The 20,770-nt window shown below is 61.7% G+C and carries 22 protein-coding genes; 1 reads left to right on the top strand and 21 read right to left on the bottom strand.

What is annotated here, in order from left to right; all coding sequences use genetic code 11:
• Positions 1 to 2: 2 nt before the first annotated feature.
• The 14 genes from EKN07_RS01825 to EKN07_RS01760 form a co-directional block, all read right to left on the bottom strand.
• A complete protein-coding gene (locus EKN07_RS01825; RefSeq protein WP_126145512.1) occupies positions 3 to 1,139 on the bottom strand; it encodes a thiamine pyrophosphate-dependent enzyme in 1,137 nt (378 codons plus the stop codon).
• Positions 1,136 to 2,392, bottom strand: coding sequence for a pyruvate ferredoxin oxidoreductase (porA, locus tag EKN07_RS01820; protein ID WP_108715553.1), 1,257 nt, complete (start codon positions 2,390 to 2,392; stop codon positions 1,136 to 1,138). The genes EKN07_RS01825 and porA overlap by 4 nt, the downstream gene beginning before the upstream one ends.
• Positions 2,385 to 2,966, bottom strand: coding sequence for a 2-oxoacid:acceptor oxidoreductase family protein (locus EKN07_RS01815; RefSeq protein ID WP_108715552.1), 582 nt, complete (start codon positions 2,964 to 2,966; stop codon positions 2,385 to 2,387). The genes porA and EKN07_RS01815 overlap by 8 nt, the downstream gene beginning before the upstream one ends.
• Before the next feature lie 137 nt (positions 2,967 to 3,103).
• Positions 3,104 to 3,955, bottom strand: a complete 852-nt coding sequence (locus EKN07_RS01810) for an RNA methyltransferase (RefSeq protein ID WP_108715551.1) — start codon at positions 3,953 to 3,955, stop codon at positions 3,104 to 3,106.
• A gap of 144 nt (positions 3,956 to 4,099) precedes the next feature.
• Positions 4,100 to 4,483, bottom strand: a complete 384-nt coding sequence (gene rplT / locus EKN07_RS01805) for a 50S ribosomal protein L20 (RefSeq protein ID WP_108715550.1) — start codon at positions 4,481 to 4,483, stop codon at positions 4,100 to 4,102.
• 19 nt (positions 4,484 to 4,502) lie between these two features.
• Positions 4,503 to 4,697, bottom strand: coding sequence for a 50S ribosomal protein L35 (gene rpmI / locus EKN07_RS01800; protein WP_108715549.1), 195 nt, complete (start codon positions 4,695 to 4,697; stop codon positions 4,503 to 4,505).
• Between the two features lie 62 nt (positions 4,698 to 4,759).
• The gene (infC, locus tag EKN07_RS01795) at positions 4,760 to 5,461 is read right to left on the bottom strand and encodes a translation initiation factor IF-3 (RefSeq protein WP_108715548.1); all 702 of its coding nucleotides are present in this window, start codon (positions 5,459 to 5,461) and stop codon (positions 4,760 to 4,762) included.
• Positions 5,462 to 5,822: 361 nt separating this feature from the next.
• Positions 5,823 to 6,560, bottom strand: coding sequence for an SseB family protein (locus tag EKN07_RS01790; RefSeq protein ID WP_108715547.1), 738 nt, complete (start codon positions 6,558 to 6,560; stop codon positions 5,823 to 5,825).
• Positions 6,560 to 7,294, bottom strand: coding sequence for a bifunctional 1-(5-phosphoribosyl)-5-((5-phosphoribosylamino)methylideneamino)imidazole-4-carboxamide isomerase/phosphoribosylanthranilate isomerase PriA (priA, locus tag EKN07_RS01785; protein ID WP_108715546.1), 735 nt, complete (start codon positions 7,292 to 7,294; stop codon positions 6,560 to 6,562). Before priA ends, EKN07_RS01790 begins: the two co-directional genes overlap by 1 nt.
• A 120-nt stretch (positions 7,295 to 7,414) precedes the next feature.
• On the bottom strand, positions 7,415 to 8,041 hold the full coding sequence (hisH, locus tag EKN07_RS01780; protein ID WP_346426238.1) for an imidazole glycerol phosphate synthase subunit HisH: 627 nt from the start codon (positions 8,039 to 8,041) through the stop codon (positions 7,415 to 7,417).
• A 57-nt stretch (positions 8,042 to 8,098) separates the two neighbouring features.
• Entirely contained in the window at positions 8,099 to 8,770 is a 672-nt protein-coding gene (locus tag EKN07_RS01775) for a hypothetical protein (RefSeq protein WP_126145511.1), read from the bottom strand.
• A gap of 41 nt (positions 8,771 to 8,811) precedes the next feature.
• Positions 8,812 to 9,417: an imidazoleglycerol-phosphate dehydratase HisB gene (gene hisB / locus EKN07_RS01770; RefSeq protein WP_126145510.1), complete on the bottom strand. Its 606-nt coding sequence runs from the start codon at positions 9,415 to 9,417 to the stop codon at positions 8,812 to 8,814.
• Positions 9,417 to 10,535 (bottom strand): histidinol-phosphate transaminase, encoded by a 1,119-nt coding sequence (locus EKN07_RS01765; RefSeq protein ID WP_206435651.1) that lies wholly within the window; start codon positions 10,533 to 10,535, stop codon positions 9,417 to 9,419. The genes hisB and EKN07_RS01765 overlap by 1 nt, the downstream gene beginning before the upstream one ends.
• Positions 10,536 to 10,631: 96 nt before the next feature.
• Positions 10,632 to 11,492, bottom strand: coding sequence for a universal stress protein (locus tag EKN07_RS01760; RefSeq protein WP_126145508.1), 861 nt, complete (start codon positions 11,490 to 11,492; stop codon positions 10,632 to 10,634).
• 188 nt (positions 11,493 to 11,680) lie between these two features.
• On the opposite strand from EKN07_RS01760, the gene EKN07_RS01755 reads away from it, so the two are divergent.
• Entirely contained in the window at positions 11,681 to 12,445 is a 765-nt protein-coding gene (locus EKN07_RS01755) for a VIT family protein (protein WP_126145507.1), read from the top strand.
• 32 nt (positions 12,446 to 12,477) lie between these two features.
• On the opposite strand, the gene hisD is transcribed toward EKN07_RS01755, so the two are convergent.
• From hisD to EKN07_RS01720, 7 genes are all read right to left on the bottom strand, one after another.
• Entirely contained in the window at positions 12,478 to 13,794 is a 1,317-nt protein-coding gene (gene hisD, locus EKN07_RS01750) for a histidinol dehydrogenase (protein WP_126145506.1), read from the bottom strand.
• A gap of 49 nt (positions 13,795 to 13,843) precedes the next feature.
• Entirely contained in the window at positions 13,844 to 14,605 is a 762-nt protein-coding gene (locus tag EKN07_RS01745) for an isoprenyl transferase (RefSeq protein WP_108715538.1), read from the bottom strand.
• A complete protein-coding gene (recO, locus tag EKN07_RS01740) occupies positions 14,602 to 15,336 on the bottom strand; it encodes a DNA repair protein RecO (protein WP_108715537.1) in 735 nt (244 codons plus the stop codon). Before recO ends, EKN07_RS01745 begins: the two co-directional genes overlap by 4 nt.
• Before the next feature lie 21 nt (positions 15,337 to 15,357).
• Positions 15,358 to 17,115 (bottom strand): 2-isopropylmalate synthase, encoded by a 1,758-nt coding sequence (gene leuA / locus EKN07_RS01735; protein ID WP_126145505.1) that lies wholly within the window; start codon positions 17,113 to 17,115, stop codon positions 15,358 to 15,360.
• A gap of 253 nt (positions 17,116 to 17,368) precedes the next feature.
• Positions 17,369 to 19,090 carry a serine/threonine-protein kinase gene (locus EKN07_RS01730; protein ID WP_126145504.1) on the bottom strand — a complete coding sequence of 574 codons (1,722 nt, stop codon included), beginning with the start codon at positions 19,088 to 19,090 and terminating at the stop codon, positions 17,369 to 17,371.
• Positions 19,087 to 19,791 carry a hypothetical protein gene (locus tag EKN07_RS01725; protein WP_205647343.1) on the bottom strand — a complete coding sequence of 235 codons (705 nt, stop codon included), beginning with the start codon at positions 19,789 to 19,791 and terminating at the stop codon, positions 19,087 to 19,089. The genes EKN07_RS01730 and EKN07_RS01725 overlap by 4 nt, the downstream gene beginning before the upstream one ends.
• Positions 19,788 to 20,765: a protein phosphatase 2C domain-containing protein gene (locus tag EKN07_RS01720; RefSeq protein WP_126145503.1), complete on the bottom strand. Its 978-nt coding sequence runs from the start codon at positions 20,763 to 20,765 to the stop codon at positions 19,788 to 19,790. Before EKN07_RS01720 ends, EKN07_RS01725 begins: the two co-directional genes overlap by 4 nt.
• Positions 20,766 to 20,770 lie beyond the last annotated feature (5 nt).

The following is a 20,770-nucleotide window of genomic DNA, read 5'->3' as shown; positions in this document are numbered from 1 at the left end:
GCTCAGCCCTCCTCTTCCGGCGTCTTGACGAATTCGTCCAACTGATCTTCATCAATGAGGTCGTATCGGCGAATATTGCGATCCGCCAACTCCTGCAGCCGGGCAATAACCGCGCGATCCGCATTCTTCTTGAACAGATGCGCGAAGCGCCGCTGCGGGCGCAGGTACTCCTCCACCGGAACCGGTCTGCGGATCTTCGCGGAGGAGACGAGCTCACCGTACTCCGCTTCAAAAACGGGGAACAGGCCAGATTGCGTCGCCAAACGCGCGATCTTAACCGTGATATTCGAGGCGGTACCCCAGCCCAGCGGGCAGGGAACGAGCACATGAATATAGCGCGCACCGCGGTACTGCATAGCCTTGTTCACCTTGTATTCGAGATCGCGCAGATCAGCAACCGTTGCCGTTGCCACATAAGGTATTTCATGTGCCATCGCGATACGTGGCATGAATTTGCCCTGGCCCCAGTCGTTACCCGGCTCGGGACCCACGGGCTGGGTTGTCGCGGTGCGCGCCGTCGGCGGCGTCGCACCGGACCGTTGCACGCCGGTGTTCATATAGGCCTCGTTGTCGTAGCAGATGTAAAGCACATCGTCGTTACGCTCGAACATGCCCGACAGCGCGCCAATTCCGATATCGACGGTACCGCCGTCGCCGCCCTGCGCGATTACACGGATGTCTTCACACCCCTTGGCCTTCAGGGCCGCCTGCACACCGGAAGCCACTGCCGGGGCATTGCCGAACAGGGAATGAATCCACGGCAAATTCCACGCACTGTTCGGGTATGGCGTCGAGAACACTTCCAGGCAACCGGTAGCGTTAACCGCTATGACCTTGTCACCCGTGGCCTTCATTGCAGTGTCAATCGCGTATCGTGCACCGAGCGCCTCGCCGCAGCCCTGGCAGGCGCGATGACCCGATGTCAGCGAATTCGCACGGTCTTTCTCCGACTGAAAGGAACGTAGCTCCTCCGGTACCAGTCTGTTGCCGACGGCGAAGGAACCGACCTGATAGAACTTGACGTGTTCACGTGCCGGAATCTGTGTTTCGGGCACGTCTGCCGCCCCGGGGTTCCCACGGATATAGCGCTTTTCAGTGAGCTCCGGAGGAACGCTGGCAGCCGTTGTATCGTTACTCATTGCGCACCTTCCATCATCTTTCGTGTTACGTCACGCACGATATTCTCCGGAGATGCACCCGAGCGGCGGTTGGCCTCCTGGCGCTCCAGTTCGCGCTTGACAATATCGGTTTGCAGGTCAAGGAAGGTCAGCCGTTCGACGGCGTCTTTCTCGGCCTTGTCGAAGTAGTCGTTCAACGACGGCTGGGTGACATCGCGTCCACCAAGCCCGGCGATTAGTTCGTAGATCCGAATGTCGCTGCCTTCCAATGCGCCACGTACGTGTGCGGCAACAATGCCTCCAATCCCGCTGGAGAACGCTTTCTCGACGACGAGAACACGCTTGGCTCCGTCCAGCGCATCGTGAACGGCCGCCGTCGGGAAGGGACGGAAGGCAACCAGCGAAACGACGCCGATCTTATCGCCCCGTTCGCGCCGCGCGTCCACGACATCGCGGATCGTGCCGGTGATCGAGCCCAGGCACAGGACGATGGTTTCCGCGTCCTCCGTCCGATAGGAGTGAAGCAGACCGCCGGAATCGCGTCCGAAGATCTGCTGGAACTCACTCTGAATCTCCGGAATACGGTCCAGTGCCTCCAACTGCTTGATATGCCCGAGGTATTTCACCTCGGTGAAGGCCTCCGGGCCTACCATCGCACCAATGGAGATCGGATCACTGGGATCAAGCAACTGTCGCGGTTCAAAAGGCGGCAGGAAGCGCGCGATCTGATCTTCTTCGGGAAGGTTCACCTGTTCAACGGCATGCGTGAGGATGAAACCGTCCATGCACACCATAATCGGAAGAGAGAGTTCCTCGGCGAGCTTGAAGGCCTGGACGTGCAGGTCTGCGGCTTCTTGATTATCCATCGCGTAGAGCTGCAGCCAGCCGGAGTCGCGCTGCGACATGGTATCCGACTGGTCGTTCCAGATGTTGATCGGACCGCCGATCGCACGGTTGGCGACCGTCATCACGATGGGCAGGCCGAGGCCGGAGGCATTGTAAACGGCCTCCACCATGAACAGCAGGCCCTGCGACGCCGTCGCGGTGTAGGTGCGAGCCCCCGCTGCGGAGGCTCCGATGCAGGCGGACATTGCCGCGAACTCGGACTCGACATTGACGTATTCGCATCCACTCAGCTCGCCTGTTTTGACCATACGCGAGACTTCTTCAACGATATGCGTCTGAGGTGAGATGGGGTAGGCCGATACGACCTCTGGATGGCAACGCGCCACGGTATGCGCGATTGCCTTCGATCCCTCGATTTGCTCAAGCATGAACAGCCTCTCCCTTCTTCTCCAGGACGAGTTCATAAGCCGCGGTTGCGGCGGCAACGTTCTTCTCGCCCACGCTTCCCGGGAACCGATTGCGGATCGCCGCGGCAACCGAATCAAGCGTGATCAGCCCGGTAAGCGCGGCCATGGCGCCCAGTAGGACGGCGTTCGGCACCGTTCGTCCGGTGTGCTCGCGCGCAATATCCGTGGCCGGAATAGACATGACGTGCCCCACCGGCCGTGACCGCGCCACGTCGGCGAAACCAAGTTCCTCCGGCGACTTCGCCGAATTCACCAGGGCGTATCCCTCCGGCGTCAAGCCGGCAAAAACATCGAGGATCGGCAGGAGGGTGGGATCCTGCACGATAATGACATCTGGATTCAGCACCGGTTCACGCGTGCGTATCTCCTCATCGCGGATACGGCTGTAGGCGACCACCGGCGCGCCAGTGCGCTCGGATCCGAAGGACGGAAACGCTTGCGCGTGATGGCCCTCCGCGAAAGCTGCCATTGCCACCATGTCGGAGGCGGTCACCACACCCTGTCCGCCCCGACCGTGGATTCGTATTTCGACCATATCTTCACCATAGGCCGAACATCCCAAATCGCAATCAGTTACCTTCGACCTTGCGCCGAGCAGGGATTTTCACAAAAAAAGACGTGCGTTTAATTTGCTCAAAACTGGGACCTAAGGCCTAGGGGTGTGATTCCTGTTCATCCGGCATTCTGGGCGAATAGACTCGTATACGCGCAGATGGCACCTGCCATCGATACATTCAACGATTCCGCCTGTCCTTGCAGGGGAATTGAAACACGGGCATCCACCATTTCCGTCGACTGCCCGGCGAAGCCGTGCGCTTCATTCCCTAAAATCCACATGGTCGGACGCGTTAAATCGGGACCATCGAACCATGTGCCGAGCACCTGCTTCTCCCAGGCCGCATTGACCAGTGCTTGCAGCTCCCATTCGCCCGCTCCATCTGCCGCTAAGCACTGCAATCCCGCGTCGTGCGCGAGACGCACCATGTCGGCGAACTCCAGGCCTGTCACACACGGCACATGAAACACCGATCCCGCCGTCGAACGGATCGCCTTGGGGGAATAAAGTTCGGCGCTCCCCTTTCCTATCAGAACCGCAGCCGCCCCAACCGCATCGGCCGTGCGCACGATTGTCCCCAGATTACCCGGATCAGAGAGCTCGGCAACCGCGATAACAAGCTGCGCTCCGCGCATCAGGGTGCTCGCTTCCCGCCGCTGTGGTATGCGGGCAACGGCGACCAATCCTTGACCGTCGCCGGACAGGTCTCGCATAGCGGCGGCATCAAGCACATGCGTCCAGACCCCTTTGGCCGCGATCAGCGCGCGAATATCGGGATGGCGCTCCAATGCCTCGTTGGTCGCGTACACATCACGCACTGTCTGCACCTGCCAGCTCAGAAGCTCACGGACCGCCTGCGGCCCCTCAACAAGCGCCTGCCCATGCTTTTCCCGCTGTTCACGCCGATGCAAGCGCTGTGCGCGCTGCAACTGAGTTCGCGACGCTTCCTTAATACGCGGCGTGTTCACAGCCGCCCCCTTTCAATGACCAACGAACGGCACGTGCGTGCCGAACAGATCAACGTCTACGGCGTCGATGCCTCGCGCACACGCAATAGCGATGACAGCAAAACGGGAGGACCCACGCGAGTCCTCCCGTCATACGACATCGTGTTACGCCGACTTCGGTGCGTTGACATCGGTGGGCAACGCCTGCCGCGCCTTTTCCACAACCGCCTTGAAAGCCACCGGATCGTTCACCGCCATCTCAGCCAGTTGGCGCCGATCAACCTCGATACCCGCCAGGCTCAAGCCCTGGATGAAGCGGTTGTATGTCATGCCCTCCGCGCGCACACCGGCATTGATACGCGTGATCCACAGCTTGCGGAATTCGCTCTTGCGGGCCTTGCGATCACGGTAGTTATACACCATGGAGTGCGTGACCTGCTCCTTGGCCTTGCGATACAAGCGGGAACGCTGGCCCCGGTACCCCGACGCCCTGTCCAGGGTGGTGCGACGCTTCTTATGCGCGTTGACTGCGCGCTTGACTCGTGCCATGTCTAAATCTCCTTCCGCCTCAGCGGCCCAGCAGGGTGTTGACTTGCTTCAGGTTCGCGTTAGCGACCGCCTGGTCCTTTGACAGGCGACGGGTTCGGCGCGACGACTTGTGCTCCAACAGATGCCGCTTATTGGCCTGCTGGCGCATAAGCTTCCCACTTCCCGTCACGCGGAAACGCTTCTTCGCACCGGAGTGCGTCTTATTCTTCGGCATATCAGCCCCTCGATCAGGCCGCACATAGCGGTGCGGCGTCTATTTGGCAACAAAAAGAAGTATCAGGCGCCGGGTGCGGATGGCTTCGGCTTGGCAGCGGGCGCCGCCTTGGCCTCGGCGTCCTGCGCCGCCGGAGACTCACTGGCCTCCGCGGCCTTTTCCTGCTGGCGCTGTGCTCGCTCGGCGTCGCGTGCACGCCGGTTCTCACGTTGCGCCTCCCGACGACGCCGCTGGTCCGACTTCGCCTCGGACTTCTTTCGTAACGGTGCGAGCACCATTGACATGTATCGGCCGTCGGCGCGCGGAGCTGCCTCAACGGTAGAAATCTCCGCCAGCTCGTCCGCCATGCCTCGCAGCAGCTTAACACCCAACTCCGGGCGCGACTGTTCCCGCCCTTTGAAGCGCAGGTCGAATTTCACCTTGTCGCCGCCCGCAAGAAATCGCTCCGCCTGGCTCTTTTTTGTGCGGTAGTCATTCTCGTCAATCTTCAGGCCGATGCGAATCGACTTGATCACCGTATTTGACTGATTCCGGCGCGCTTCACGTGCCTTCTGCGCAGCCTCATACTTGAACTTTCCGTAGTCCATGAGCTTGGCAACGGGCGGGTTGGAGTTCGGTGCCACCTCAACGAGATCCAATCCGGCTTCCTGCGCGAGACGAAGAGCATCATCCACCCGGACGACGCCGACTTGCTCACCGCCGGGGCCGACAAGGCGCACCTTGTCGACGCGGATTCTCTCATTGACCCGTGGTTCGTTGTTGATAACTGCTCCTCAGTTCCTGGACTTTGATGCGCGCAGAACACCCCAGGAACCGGCTGCCAAGAGCTGCCTACCATGTAACCCGGTACCCAGAGGGCCACCCAGGTGGGAGTACTCCACTTGCATTCCGGCCGCTTGGCCGGTTGGTCGCCAAATACTATACCAGCTTGACGGCGGCGACGACCGGCCACCAGGCCTCAAATAGGCCTTTTTTCGTGTCGCTTTGCACACACTGGCCACCCGGCCACACAGTGTCTCGAGGGTCCGCAGCCCTCGACATCGTCGCGTTTCACCCCGCATTCGCCTGCCTGGGCCCTGGTAGCAGCGAAAGCAACAGCCGCCTGCACAGTTTCGACGCGGGGCCTCAAATGTCACGCACGGGTACGACTTCAACGGCATCGAGGCGGGCGCGAAGATACTCGTCATGGGCGATAGCCTGACTTGCCCGCACCACGGCATCTGCGGCTGCGGCACGTTCGGCTCGCTGCGCCATATGCAGCAGTACCAATGTGACTCCTCCGCGACGCATGGAAATACTGAGTCCACGTACAAGCTCGCAATCACGCACCGACTGGCCAATTCGCGTCGCGATGTCGGTATCGTTCCATGGCGCTAACCAGGGTTCTGCGGCGGAAATAGCGGCCAAGGCGCTCCGACCGACGAATTCCTGTTCATCACCAGGATTCACTACCAGCATGCCACCTGTGGCAAGAGCCCGCGCCGCGGCGGTCTTCCCACCCAAAGGCAGCGGCCGCGCTGCGGAATCAAATGCCCCCACCTGATCGGCCGAGGAGAACACCGCGAACGCGGGTCGCCCACCCGGACCGTCTACTCGCAGGTTCGATGTGACATTACTAATTTCGCCGCTCGGCCCGGACTCTTCGCCTCCCGCAACGTGCCTACCAATAGCCGCCACGGTAGCGTGCCCGGGGTGTGGATGCGCCTGCACCGCGAGGAGAACGCGGCCCGTGGTCAGCGCCGCTACCACTGCCTCGTGCCGCCGCATGGGGTTTGCGATTGCGAGAGCCTGGGTAAACACGGCCTGTTCGGTGCCGTCGTCTTCCGCGAAGGCATTCGGCTGCAGCAGTCGCTGCGGATCCATCAGTTCTGCTCCCCCGCCACGGCAATCGCCTCGGAGAGTGTGAAGGCTCCCGCATACAGCGCCTTGCCCACAATGGCGCTATCGACTCCCAAAGGAACCAACTCGCGCAGCGCCCGTAAATCATCCAATGACGAGACTCCTCCGGAGGCTACCACCGGTGCGCTGGTACGGCCCGCCACGGCGGCGAGAAGGCCGGTATTAGGTCCGCTCAACATGCCATCGCGCGCCACATCGGTTACAACGTACCGCGAGCAGCCGGCGCCGTCGAGCCGTTCCAGCACCTCCCACAGATTGCCCCCCTCCTTGGTCCAGCCGCGCGCAGCAAGAGTTTCTCCGCGCACGTCCAGGCCCACGGCTATCCGTGCGCCGTACTTCCCGATCACACCGGCGGTCCATTCCGGATCCTCCAAGGCTGCGGTTCCCAGGTTGACGCGGGCGGCACCCGCAGCCAGCGCGCGCTCAAGCGACGCATCGTCACGGATACCACCGGAGAGCTCCACCTGGCACGGCGTGCTTGCCACTATATCGGCGAGTAGCTCGTGGTTCGATCCACGCCCAAAAGCGGCGTCGAGGTCGACTAGATGTATCCAGGTTGCTCCCTCGGCGAGAAAAGTCGCCACCGCTTCGGCTGGGTCCCCGTAGCTCTGCTCGGTACCGGCCTCGCCTTGCACCAGTCGAACTGCCTGTCCGCCGACAACATCAACCGCGGGCAAAAGTTGGAGACTATCAATCATGTCGTTAACTCCTCATCGCTTCTCGGCGCATTCACCGCATGCATTCAGTGCGTCTGATCCATGAATCGGTTCGGTCCACCGCTGCTGGTGCCGCAGGCGAACCACCACCGCACCAGAACATCACAAGGTTCCCAGCCAATTCCGCAACAACACCGCGCCCGCCTCACTCGACTTCTCCGGGTGAAACTGTGTAGCGCAAAGCGGGCCATCTTCCACCGCCGCAACGAAGCGGGCGCCATGTTCCGCCCAGGTGACGTTCGGTCTGGCAAGGGCATCGCTCATCTGCGCTCCGGGATCTTCCTGGACCGCGTATGAATGAACGAAATAGAAGCGCTGATCCTCCACCCCGGAGAAGAGGCGGGACCCTTCTGCCACATCCACCGGTGACCAGCCCATATGGGGAACGATTCGTGCCGGAAGGCGGTCCACTGACCCGGGCCACTGGCCCAAACCTTCGTGTTCACCGCGTTCCGTGCTGCGCGTGAACATCACCTGCAGTCCCACGCATATTCCGAGAACGCCCCGTCCTCCCGCTACACGCCGCTCAATAAGGCGGTGCGCGCCAACGCCACGCAGTTTCTCCATCACTGCGGCGAAGGCGCCCACACCGGGAACGATGAGGCCGTCTGCGGCCATCACCACATCGGGGTCCGCCGTGAGTTCGACATCAGCGCCCACGTGTTCCACCGCGCGAACAACGGAACGCACATTGCCCGTGCCCGCAGCAAGAACAGCAATCTTCTTCACGCCGGACATTCTAGCGGCCCACAGCCGTCAGCCGAATGCCTGCCCGCAGCGACACTCTTAGTCATCCTCTTCTCGCTCCGTTTGCGGGTTGTGCGCCTCGGCAGGCTCACTTGCTTCCTGCGGTCCGTCTCCGCTGGAATCGGTGTGATCGGAGTCATCCGATTGCTCTTCTCGTCCCTTTTTTCCGCCACTGGCGCTGCGACGCCGCGCCGCCAGCTTTGTCAGCATGGTTGGTGTGACGTCGCGGGCGAAAATACCGCCGTGATCTTCCGGTTTCTCCTGTCCGAGGATGATCTTCTCCAGCAGTGGTTCGGCGGAGTTGAGCAACAATCCGGCCGAAATCTCCTCCCCCGGTTCGCCCGCCTGGTAGCGCCAAGCGCGCACGGTTCCCGCTACGCCGGCGTCGAAGCCATCGCCGTCGTCCAGATTCACGTCAAGCAGCACGACGCCGTACTTCGAGAGACGAGAGAAAAAGGCGGCTACTGCCGGCGCATTATCGGCGGGCTCACCCGAGGCCGCCAACTCCTCCAGGTCCGCGTCGTCGGGTCCGAGAATATTGCGGATGTCCCACTCGTCGTACTGCGGCACAGGCAATTCGCGTACCACCAGCGCACCGGAGGAGGTCGGAACCACCGCAACATCGAGGTGTTGCAACGAGGCGATGCCCGCCACCACCTCTGCCTGGTCGAACGGCGTCAAGATGACATAGCGCTTGATCTTGGTGCCCACCGGTATTCGTCCTTTCTTGCATTGCGGATCCTGGATCCGCCTTAGAGCGCACCCTTCGTGGAGGGAATGCCCGATACGCGTGGATCGTATTCGACCGCGCCTCGCAACGCCCGCGCAAATGCCTTGAATTGTGCTTCTACGATGTGGTGCGGGTCGCGGCCGCGCAGCACGTCAAGGTGCAGGCAGATGCCAGAGTGAAAGGCAATGGCCTCGAACACGTGGCGAGTCATCGCCCCCGTGAAGTGCCCGCCAATCAAGTGATACTGCTGGCCTTCCGGTTCGCCGTCGTGAACCAGGTACGGTCGCCCAGAGATATCCACAACGGCGCGAGCGAGCGCCTCGTCAAGTGGCACCAGGGCGTCGCCGAAGCGCCGAATTCCTCGTTTGTCGCCCAACGCCTGCCGCAGTGCTTCACCGAAACAAATGGCGGTATCTTCAACCGTGTGGTGCACATCCACCGCGATGTCACCTTCCGCATGTACCGAGAGATCAATAAGGGAGTGCCGTGACAGCGCCGTGAGCATATGGTCATAGAACGGCACTCCGGTTGCGATGTCGGACTCCCCGTGCCCATCGAGGTTCAGCTCGAGCCGGATCCTACTTTCTGAGGTCTCCCGCTCAATGCGGCCAACTCGTTGTTCTCCCATTACATTGCCTCTCCCAGCGCCGCCAGGAAGGCAGCGTTCTCTTCCGGGGTGCCAATACTGACACGCAGCCACCCTTCCGGGCCGACTTCGCGGATCAGCACACCGCGTTCAAGTAGAGCTTGCCACACCGCATGCCGATCAGGGAAGGTTCCAAACAGAATATAGTTGGCATCCGACGGCGCAACACGCAGTCCGCGAACGCGCAACTCCTGTGCCAAGGCATCGCGAGCCACGCGTATTTCCGCCACCTGTCGGCGCAGTGGGGCCCGATGCGCCAACGCGGCGCGCGCCACGGCCTGTGTCACCGCCGACAGGTGGTAGGGCAGGCGCACCACGGTCACCGCGTCAACCACCTCCTGGCTAGCAGCTAGATATCCCAGACGCAGCCCCGCCGCACCAAACGCCTTCGACATCGTCCGCGTCACCACCATATACGGATACTGCGCCAGCAATTCCATCGCCGAAGGGGCCCCGTCTCGCCGAAACTCGGCGTAGGCCTCGTCAACCACGACAAGGCTGGACGCTTGCTCGGAACCGCCGTCGTCCGGGCCACTAGCCACTGCGGCGTCGAGGATCCCCTCCAATTCGCTACGGCTCAATGCCGTGCCCGTCGGATTATTCGGGCTGGCCAGAAGTATCACTGCGGGTCGTTCCCTCGTAATGGTCTGCCGGGCAGAATTCACATCAATGGTGAAATCCTCCCGCCGCGGTCCCACAACCCACCGCGAGAAGGTATCCCGTGCGTACTCCGGGTACATGGAGTACGTCGGCGTAAAAGAAAGAACACAACGCCCCGGTCCGGCGAAGGCCTGCAGCAGGTGCAGCATAACCTCGTTGGAGCCGTTCGCCGCCCAGATCTGCGCCGCCGAAACACGAACACCGGACTCCTCCGCCAGATAATCCGCCAGGTCCTGCCGCAACGCCATGAAGTCACGATCCGGGTAGCGATTCAGACGTAACGCCGCGTCGCGGGCAGCAGCGGCAATGTCAGCGAGAAGATCCGCGTCGGGCGGATACGGGTTTTCATTGACGTTCAGCGTCACCGGGACGTCGAGTTGCGGCGCACCGTAAGGAGCCTCATCGGCAAATTCCGCACGGATAGGAAGTCGTGTCACAATCCAAGACTACGGATATTTTGAGGCCGGGCGGCGAAACGTCCAGCGTGCAAACTCGCGCTTGCCGGACGTTCCGCCACTGTCGGAACACAGCCGTCCTTATTCAGCCGGCACCACCGCCACTACCGCTGCCCCGCCATGCAGAACACCGGAACTGACTGAACCGAGCATCGCCAGAGCGTTGCGGCCATGATTGCCCACGACCAGCAGGCTGGCGTCTTCGGACGCGGCCAAGAGGGCATCTACCGCGTGGCCGGAGACAATGTCCAGCGTGGCATGTACATCCGGGTAGTCAGCATCAAAGCTATTGAAGGCTTCCTTGCCGCTAGACTCCAAGCTCGCAACACCGCTGCGGATCGCTTCGCGCAGTGCACCTTCCGGTACCCGATTGACATTCGCCGCTGCGTGTTGCCGGGCCTGAATCACACGCAGTGCCACGCCGCGGGCCCGAGCTTGGCGGTATGCGAAATCGATCGCCGCGGGGGAACCCTCATCCGGGTCCATGCCCACGACGACCGGACCGTTTTCGTTGACCGGGGCGTGGCGTACTACCACAACGGGACATTTCCCGTAAGCCGCCACCTTATTCGATACGGATCCGAGGAGAAAGCGCCGAATGGCACCCAGCCCGCGGGCGCCGACATATAGAATATCCGCGCTTTCCGTTTCCTTTACGAGGGCAACCGCAGGGTCTTGAACCAATACCTCGCCGCTGATCTCCAGATCCGGATAGTGTTCGCGTAGCCCATCTATCTCACGATCAATGATTTCCTGGCATGCCTCAAGAACATTCTCCGGGGGCGTAGGATCGAGGCCAGCAAAACCGTAGAGTGGAGCGAAAGAGTAAACGAGCCGTAACGGCAGACCACGCCGCCGTGCGTCCGCCGCAGCTGCCGCTTCCGCCACTGCCGCGTGCGCCGAGCCGTCCGTTCCGACGACAACGGGATAGACATCAGCCATAACGACCTCACACAACGGGCCATCCGTGCTTGCGCATCGCAAGGCGTCACCGTTGGCCCCTCGCGTCACATTTTACGCGCATGCCGCCGTCGGCGCTGCCGTAAAACCTACCTTTCAAGGCTATATCCAGCTGGTTAGGAGGCCCAGCCTTACTGGATTCAGTCAAGATGTAGGCATACGCTACAGCTATGACCGCCCTATCGGTACGGCGCAGAAGACGGCGGGGCGCGGTCCCGGCGGAACAAGCCGCGCTACCTGCGCAGGAGGAGTCGCCGTCGAGCACGGTTGCCAGCCGTCTGAATTGGCTGCGCGCCGGCGTCCTGGGAGCAAATGATGGGATTGTCTCGACCGCCGGCATCGTTGTCGGTGTTTCGGGTGCCGCTCTCACCGGATCGGCGTTACTGGCCTCCGGCCTGGCAGGTGTCATAGCCGGTGCCCTATCCATGGCAGCGGGCGAATATGTCTCCGTCTCCACACAACGCGATACCGAGCGGTCCGAACTGGCCAAAGAGAGCGCAGAATTGGCCGCCGATCCCGAAGGAGAACTGAACGAGCTGGCCGGTTTAATCGAGGAACAGGGTGTCGACGAGCGCCTGGCTCATGAAATGGCGGAACAACTGACGCGGCGTGACGCCCTGGCCGCCCACGCACGCCTTGAACTCGGCATTGACCCGAACAGTCTCGCCAATCCCTGGCACGCCGCCTTCGCCTCGATGTTCTCCTTCATCCTTGGCGCACTTATCCCCTTCGTCGCGATCCTCGCCGCGCCAACCCGCATCGCAGTGCCCGTCACCGTGGTCGCCGTCACCTGCGCCCTCGCGATAACCGGATCGGTCTCGGCTCATCTGGGAGGCGCACCGAAACGCCCGGCGGTGCTGCGTAACATATGCGGCGGTCTGCTCGCGATGGGCGTCACCTACTCAATCGGAGCGCTTGTGGCGGCCTGCTTTTGACCGGTGACTGCGAATGAATTGGCGACTGCGGGCTAGTCGGCGCTATCGCCCGGAAGACGCGCCGCGAGAGCCTCGGCGTGTGCCGGAAGGTCTTCGTCGTGTGCCAGCGCTTGCAACGGTCCGTACAGGGCTGTCATAGCCTCGCGGGAGTACTCGATCTCCTGCACCGATTTGAGGAAGGCGTGCACGTTGAGTCCCGCGGAGAAACGAGCGGTACCGCCCGTTGGTAGAACATGGTTCGACCCGGCCATATAGTCGCCCAGCGGAACCGGGTTGTAAGGACCGACAAAAATCGCGCCCGCATTGTGAATACGCGCCGCATCGTCTGCTGCCTGAGCAGTGTGAATCTCCAGATGTTCGGCCGCATACGCATTCGCGACGGCGATAGCGGCGTCCACATCGTCGACCAGCACAATCCCCGACTGCGGACCGCGCAGGGCTGTTTCTACCCGCTGCGTATGCTTCGTCGCGGCCGCCCTCGCCTCGCACCTGCTATCAACGGCTGCTGCCAGTTCTGGCGAATCCGTAATAAGAACCGATGCCGCTGCCGGATCATGTTCCGCCTGCGATACGAGGTCGGCCGCGACATAGTCGGGGTTCGCAGTCCTATCGGCGACGATGGCGATTTCGGTGGTTCCCGCCTCAGCGTCAATTCCTACGACGCCGCGCACCGCACGTTTCGCTGCCGCCACGTAGATATTGCCGGGTCCCGTAATCACATCGACACCTTCGCATAACCCGTCCACCCCGTAGGCGAACATGGCAATCGCCTGAGCACCACCAACGGCGTATACCTCATCGATACCTAGAAGTCGGCATGCGGCCAGAATCGTTGGATGTGGTAAGCCTCCATGGTCCGCCTGTGGCGGAGAGGCAAGAGCAATCTGACCGACACCGGCCACCTGTGCCGCAACTGCATTCATTATCACGGAAGATGGATAGACGGCCAAGCCACCGGGAACGTATAGTCCGACTCTTCTCATCGGCACCCACCGTTGCCGCACGACGCCGCCCGAGACGATCTCCGTTTCGCGTTCAACGGGAAGCTGGGCAGCGTGCCCGGCCCGGTTGTGCGCAATCGAGATTTCCAAGGCCTGGCGTAGCTGCGGCGAAAGGTTCGCGAGGTCGGCCTCCAGGGCCGCTTGGGGTACCCGCAGGTTCTCCGGTCGCACGCCGTCAAAACGCTCCGCCAATTCAAGCAGTGCCACCTGACCGCGTGCGCGCACGTCGTCGATCAGCGGATGCACGGCCTCCAGCGCCTTGTCGACGTCTACCTCCGCCCGCGGAAGACGAGAGGCGAGGTCCTGACTGTCCGGGCGTGAGCCACGCAAGTCGATTGTCTGCAGCATGGTGACGATTCTAAAATGTCCGACACTCACACCGCAGCGCGGTCCACGCCTATTGAACTTTATCGACTGCTCCCCCGAAGCGCCGATCCCGCTCGGCGTAGGCCTGGCAGGCACGCCACAACTCGCGGCGATCAAAGTCCGGCCACGCCAGATCGGAGAAATAGAGTTCGGCATAGGCCGATTCCCACATCAGGAAGTTCGATATGCGCTGTTCCCCGCCGGTGCGGATGAACAGATCGACGTCTCGCATATGCGGCGCGTACAAATGGCGGGCGATAGTGCGCTCGGTGATTCGCTCCGGATGCAGTCGCCCCACTGCGGCCTCTGCCGCAATGGCACGCGCCGCATCGGTGATTTCCGCCCGTCCGCCGTAGTTGATGCACATATTCAACGTCAGAACATCGTTTGCGGCGGTCATTTCTTCTGCGATCCGCAGTTCGGAAAGTACCGACTTCCATAGGCGGGGTGTTCGGCCCACCCAGCGCACGCGCACGCCCCACGAGTTCAGCTCGTCGCGCTGCGCGCGAAGCACCTGCCGGGTGAACCCCATGATGAAGCGTACTTCGGATGGTGACCGTTTCCAGTTTTCGGTGGAAAATGCGTACGCCGACAGTTCCTTGATTCCTATCTCGACGGCGCCGGCAATCACATCCATAAGCATTGCCTCACCAACGCGATGCCCCTCGGTTCGTGGCAGACCGCGCGCGTTCGCCCATCGTCCGTTGCCGTCCATAACGACGGCGACGTGTTCCGGAAGCACCGGCAACTGCGGCGGGCGCGCTCCGGAGGGATGCGGTGGCGGCGAGATCATGATGCCGGTTCAACCAGCCGTAGCGACCGCACCTGCCGTTCAATATGCCACTGCAGGTAAGCGGAAATCAGGCTAGTGGACTCGCGCCGCGTCGGCTGGTCGGCAGCCTCTGCCACGGGCCAGTCACCCGATAGCAAAGCCCCGAGCAGTTCGACCGTGGCGGGCGATGGATGCGCGGAACCACGCGGTGCACAGTTGTCACATACCATTCCGCCCGATGCCACGTGGAAGGAGCGCAGTCCTTCGTCTCTTCCACAACGGGCACAATCCCAGATTGCCACTGCCCAGCCGGACAGAGCCATGGCGCGCAGCAAATATGAATCAAGAATCAGGGCGGGATCATGCGCTTTGACCGCCAACGAATGCACCGCGCCTAGAAGCAGCAAATACTGCTCCTCATCCTCCTGCCCTTCTTCCGGCGTAAGCCGCTCCGCCACCTCTGCCATGGCGTTGGCGGCGGTGTATGACTCATAGTCCGGAGCGATAGCACGTCCGAAAGGATTAAGCGTTGCAGCTTCGGTGATAACATCGAGACTACGCCCTTGGTACAACTGCACGTCAACCATGGAGAACGGCTCTAGACGCGCCCCGAAACGAGACTTAGTGCGGCGTACGCCCTTCGCCACGCCGCGCACGCGCCCATGGGCACGTGTCAGCAGGGTGATAATGCGATCTGCTTCCCCCAAATCATGGGTGCGTAGCACAAGCGCCTCATCCCGGTACAGTCTCACCGCATTATTCTCTCACACCGGTCAACGCAGAGCGCGATTGACGGCCGAGATAACGGCTTTGAAACTAGCGCGCATGGTGGATGGGTCAACTCCACAGCCCCACAGGACCTGACCGTTGACCTCGCACTCCACGTAAGCCGCCGCCGTTGCGTCGCCGCCCTCCGATAATGCATGCTCGGCGTAGTCGAGCACCCGCACCTCGATGCCCAACTGCGACAGCGCGCTGACGAAGGCATCAATGGGGCCGTTGCCGCGTGACGCCAGCGTGTGCTCCTCATCGCCGTCTGCGATGGTGGCTGTGAGCACGGATTGTTCACCCTCGTCCCCGGCCGTCACCGTCGTCGCTAGCAGCCGGAAACGCCCCCACGGTTTCAAGCCCTGTGCGGAGGTAAAGGGAAGGTACTCATCGGCGAAGATCTGCCACAAGTCGTCGGCCGTCACCTCTCCGCCGTACTGGTCGGTATAACGCTGCACGATTCGGGACAGCTCAATCTGCATGCGGCGCGGCAGATCGAAATGCCGTGTCGTTGACATGAGATAGGCGACGCCGCCCTTGCCGGACTGCGAATTGACCCGCACCACCGCCTCATAGGTGCGACCGACATCTTTCGGGTCAATCGGCAGATAGGGAACCTCCCACGGCACCGCCAGCTCATCTCCGCCCGCGTCCGCAACCCGCTCCTGCCGGTCGGCGAATCCCTTCTTAATCGCATCCTGATGCGAACCAGAGAACGAGGTATACACCAGGTCGCCCCCATAGGGCGTGCGCGGCGGCACATCCATGGAAGTGCAGTGCTCGACGGTACGCCGCACGCGGTCGATATCGGATAGGTCCAGTTGCGGATCAACACCCTGGCTGAAAAGGTTCAAGGCCATTGTCACCAGGTCCACATTGCCGGTACGCTCGCCCTGCCCGAACAGGCACCCCTCGATGCGGTCAGCACCTGCCAGCATGGCCAACTCCGCCGTCGCAATCCCCGTACCACGGTCGTTATGGTTATGCGCCGACAGTGCGATGTACTCACGCCGCGATAGATTTCGACTCATGTACTCGATCTGGTCGGCGTAAACATTCGGGGTACAGCGCTCCACCGTCGTCGGCAGATTCAGTACGATCTCCCGATCAGCCGCGGGCTGCCACACATCCATCACCGCCTCGCATACCTCCAGGGCGAAATCGAGTTCGGTATCAACGAAGATTTCCGGCGAATACTCGAATCCGGCAACCATGTCGTCGCCGAGCACCTTCTCCATATAGGCAACGATTTCCTGTGTTCCGGACACGGCAAGCTGCTTCGTGGCCTCCCGGTCATTATGAAAAACGACGCGGCGGAACACGGGCGACGTCGCATTGTAGAGATGCACGGTCGCCCGCGGCAGCCCTTGCAAGGCGTCAATCGTCTTATGAATGATCTCCGGGCGGGACTGTGTCAACACCGAGATCGTGACATCCTCTGGTACCGCGCTCTCCTCCACGAGCCAGCGGCAGAAGTCCAGATCCGCCTGGGATGCAGCGGGAAAGCCTACCTCAATCTCTTTAAATCCCATCTTCACCAGCAGCTCGAACATCATCCGCTTGCGCGCGGGATCCATCGGCTCGATAAGCGCCTGGTTGCCGTCACGCAGATCCGTTGACAGCCAGCGCGGCGCCTTCGTGATCCTTTTGTCCGGCCACTGCCTATCCGGTAGACACACCGGGTTAACATCGAGGAAGCTGCGGTACTTCCCAATGGGCATTGTGGTCGCCGTCTGCTGATTATGGAATCCTTCGGTCTTCATCTCTGCTCCTGAAGCAAGTGGTGGGCGACCGGCAAGGTGATACCCGCGGCGGGGTGCCGGTCTAGCGGATCCCGTCGCGGCTGGGAAGCAGGAGCAATGCCGCGCTCATGGTTTTACCTTAGAGCCTCGAGGGCGGATGTCCAGTCGCAACGCCAGAATGTGGACGTCCGCGCTGAAGCGCCAACTCGCTTGACGCGCCAGGAGTCTCTCCCCCGGCACGATCTCCAGCACGGTTGGCGATGTCGTCGGCTCGTCACACACCCGGAATCTCAAGGTCGGTCGGTTGGAGTCCGAGCTGCACTTGCACCTGCTGCAGGCCGCGTCCAAACGCGGCCGCGGAGGCGGTACGTCGGTGCGGGTTACGCGCCATTGCCTCCCGTAAGACGCGCTGCAGGGTCGAATACGCCGGTTCGGGCATGTCGAGCTCTATATCGGTCGGCTCCGAGCTCAGAACTCGTTCAATATATTCACGCCGCGTCAGTTGCCCCTCCACACGGAATGGCGCATGGCCCACCAATGCCGTGTACACGGTTGCAGCCAGCGAGTAGACATCCGCTTCAATCCCCGCATCCTGATTGTTAAGTACCTCCGGAGCCGCCCACGGCAGCGATGCCCCCATTACCTCCCGACTGGAGGCCCCCACCAGGGTCGCAATACCGAAGTCCCCCAGCAACGGGCGCCCGAAGGCCGAGTACAGTACGTTCGCTGGTTTTAGGTCATGGTGGGCAATACCGATCACATGTGCGGTGTGCACCGCACCGGCTATCTGCACTCCCATCTTGATCGCGTCCGCCGCTTCCAACGGACCGGTGGCGAGCCGTTCCGCCAATGACGGCAGTGGACAGTACTGCATCACAACATACGGCTGCCCGGAGCGGGCAATATCAGCATCGTGAATCGAGACCACCGAGGGATGACCGGACAGTTGCGCCATCAGATCCACCTCGTCGCGGAACTGTGATGTTCCACCCTCACCAAGGGAACGGCGCGAGAGCACCTTGATCGCGACCATCCGCTTCGGCAATTGCTCCTCGTACAGATAGACATCCGAGAAGCCTCCGGATCCCAGGTAGGACACAAACCGAAAATCATCTATTTCCGGCGGGGCGGAGTGGGAACGGCGTCCGTGTCGGCCACCGCGCAGTGAATCGACGCCGAGAGCCTCAAGACCCCAACTCCCGGTGATACGTGGATCCAGATTCGCGTCTTGTTCCGATGCATCCGGTGCCCCACTGACATCCGCCGCGTCCAGGGTCGGAGGCGACGCGAGGCCGACAGCCTCCTGTGGAGTCAGCACGTCGACCACAATTGCGGCTTGTTCGGGAGACGGGAAGGGAGACGGCTGGGCAACCAGTGTCGCAGCTGCCCGCTCGGCGCGTGGCAGCTGCGAGATGACCGCGTGCATACGCGTCAGAGTCATGGCCGCCAACAATGTCTTGGAAGCAAGTACGAAACGCTGTCCGGCACGAATCGGCATGGTCCACAGGTAGCCTGGAAGGTCATAGCCCACATCGTCACGTTCCGGCACCCGGGCCACGCCGTCGTCGCTGTTCTCCAGGAGGCCGACCCCGCCCGAACTGACCGCGATCCACATCGGCACCTCGTTGATCTTCGTTGCGATGAGACCTGCGATTTCCGGCTCGATGATGCTCTCCTGGTCGACGCCATAAATGGTCGCCTCAGCCGTGCGCCGTTGGATACCGCGCAGCACATCCCGCCATACGTCATGCACCGCCTGCACACTGGGACCTCCCGGATGTGCGTAGCGTAAAGCCTGAAAGGCGTCGATCATCATCCAAGTGGCTTCACGGGCGAGCGGGGTCTCATTGTCCGGGTCGGCCAGCAGGAAGACGGGTAAATCGGCGATCATTCCCTCGCCGCTTGCCGCCCTATCGGAAGTCGCCGCGCCTCCCCATCTCACAACGACATCTGCCCATTCGCGCGAATTATCCATTTTGCTGTTATCCCGTGTCACTGTGCGTCATCGTACGACGACGGGTCCTCCAGCTTGTAAAGGTCGTCGGCGCAGACGAGCCGAGTCGCCACCGCGTGCTCAACAAGGCGGGCACGCCGATTAACAGCGAGCTTGTCCGGGCCTCCGTGCAAGCCTCGCACGCCGTGCCGGGTGAGCTTGTCACAGACATGATCGAGTTTGCGGTTGAAACGCGTCAATGGCCACCCCAACCGATCCGCTGCCGCCTGTGAGGATGGGATCGACGCCGTTGTACCACGCCCGTTCAGCAGGGGTTCGGCCAGGGCCAGAACGAGAAGCTGCTGCGATGGCGTCAGTGACACCGGACCGATAGTTGTTTCGCCTGAGTCTGAGGTCTCCGCCACGGCGGAGGGAGCATACGTCGGCTGATCATTGACCAGGCGCATCTCATAGGTCGTAGGACCGGCGGTGAACAGGAGCGTTGTCTCCGCGTACACAAGCGGGAGACGCCCGCCCGCCTGCAGGAAGGCCTGCGTCACTCCGTCCTTATCTGCCAGCGTGGCCGATAGGCGGGACCCTATATTGTCGATCCACCACATGCCGTCCTGGAAGGTGATGAGCAGGAAACGCCGGTGCAGGTACTGATTATCGCCCAGTTCCAGCTGTCCCTCCCTGCCGATGAGGAAGGATTCGGCCGGATCAATATGGAACCACTCTCCGCAGAACTCCAACGCCAAACTCATAATGAATCGACACTCCCCAGTGTCACAACCGTGACATTGTCACGCCCTCCGTGCGAGACGGCCACATCGCGTAGTGCGAAGACGAGAGCTTCCAAGGAGTCGCCGGACAGGTCCTCAATAACCGCAGTGATCTGGCTGTCGGTGAGGGTATCGGTCAACCCATCGGAGCATACGAGCAGTACGTCGCCCGGGACCGTTGGCAGATACCCGACTTCCGGATCTGGATCGTCGTCGGATTCCGGAGCATCGTAAATCCCGATTGCCCGTGTGATCACATGTCGACGCGGATGACGATGTGCCTCCGCCTCCGTGAGTTCACCGCAGTCAACCAGCTCCTGCACCAGCGAATGATCCTTGGTCAGGCGCACCAATTCACCCTGCCGCCACAAATACACACGCGAATCACCGATATGGAACACCAGCCAGTGACCGTCGAGCCGGTTATCGTCCGCAGAGGAACCGGTCGCAATGGAGGGAACCGTGCCATCGGGTTCCTCCTGGCAATATAAGACACCGGCCAGGGTGGTACCGGCACCCGGCTGTGCACCGATTCGCGTTTCAGTGGTCTCCCTAATATCCCCTTCCACCATCTCGACAATCGACTTCCGGGCGCCGGTGAGTTGCCGACCCAGCAACGCGACCCGCTCGGTATCCGTGGTGAGCTCCGCCCAATCAACTGCGGCCAGCGCCGCGATTACCATCTCGGCGGCTTTGTCACCGACAAGGTGTCCGCCCATCCCGTCCGCGACGGCCACCAGGTTCTGGTGGAGTAGATAGCGGTCCTCGTTACGGCTGCGTACGCGCCCGACGTCGGTGACGCCGGCACTACTCAGGCTCAAGACCATGGGATCAACTCTACGCGATAGCACCATTTCCGACGAGTGCCGCCCAGCAACAGTGACCGGCATATCTTCCTTCCCCAACCCGGCGCGCGGCCGGAAGGAGAAATGTACAAGGCCTGGCGCCGGATCCATGCATA

Origin of the sequence: Actinobaculum sp. 352 (assembly GCF_003957265.1) — a bacterium.
Lineage (GTDB): Bacteria > Actinomycetota > Actinomycetes > Actinomycetales > Actinomycetaceae > Asp313.
This window is presented reverse-complemented; position numbering and strand designations above follow the sequence as displayed.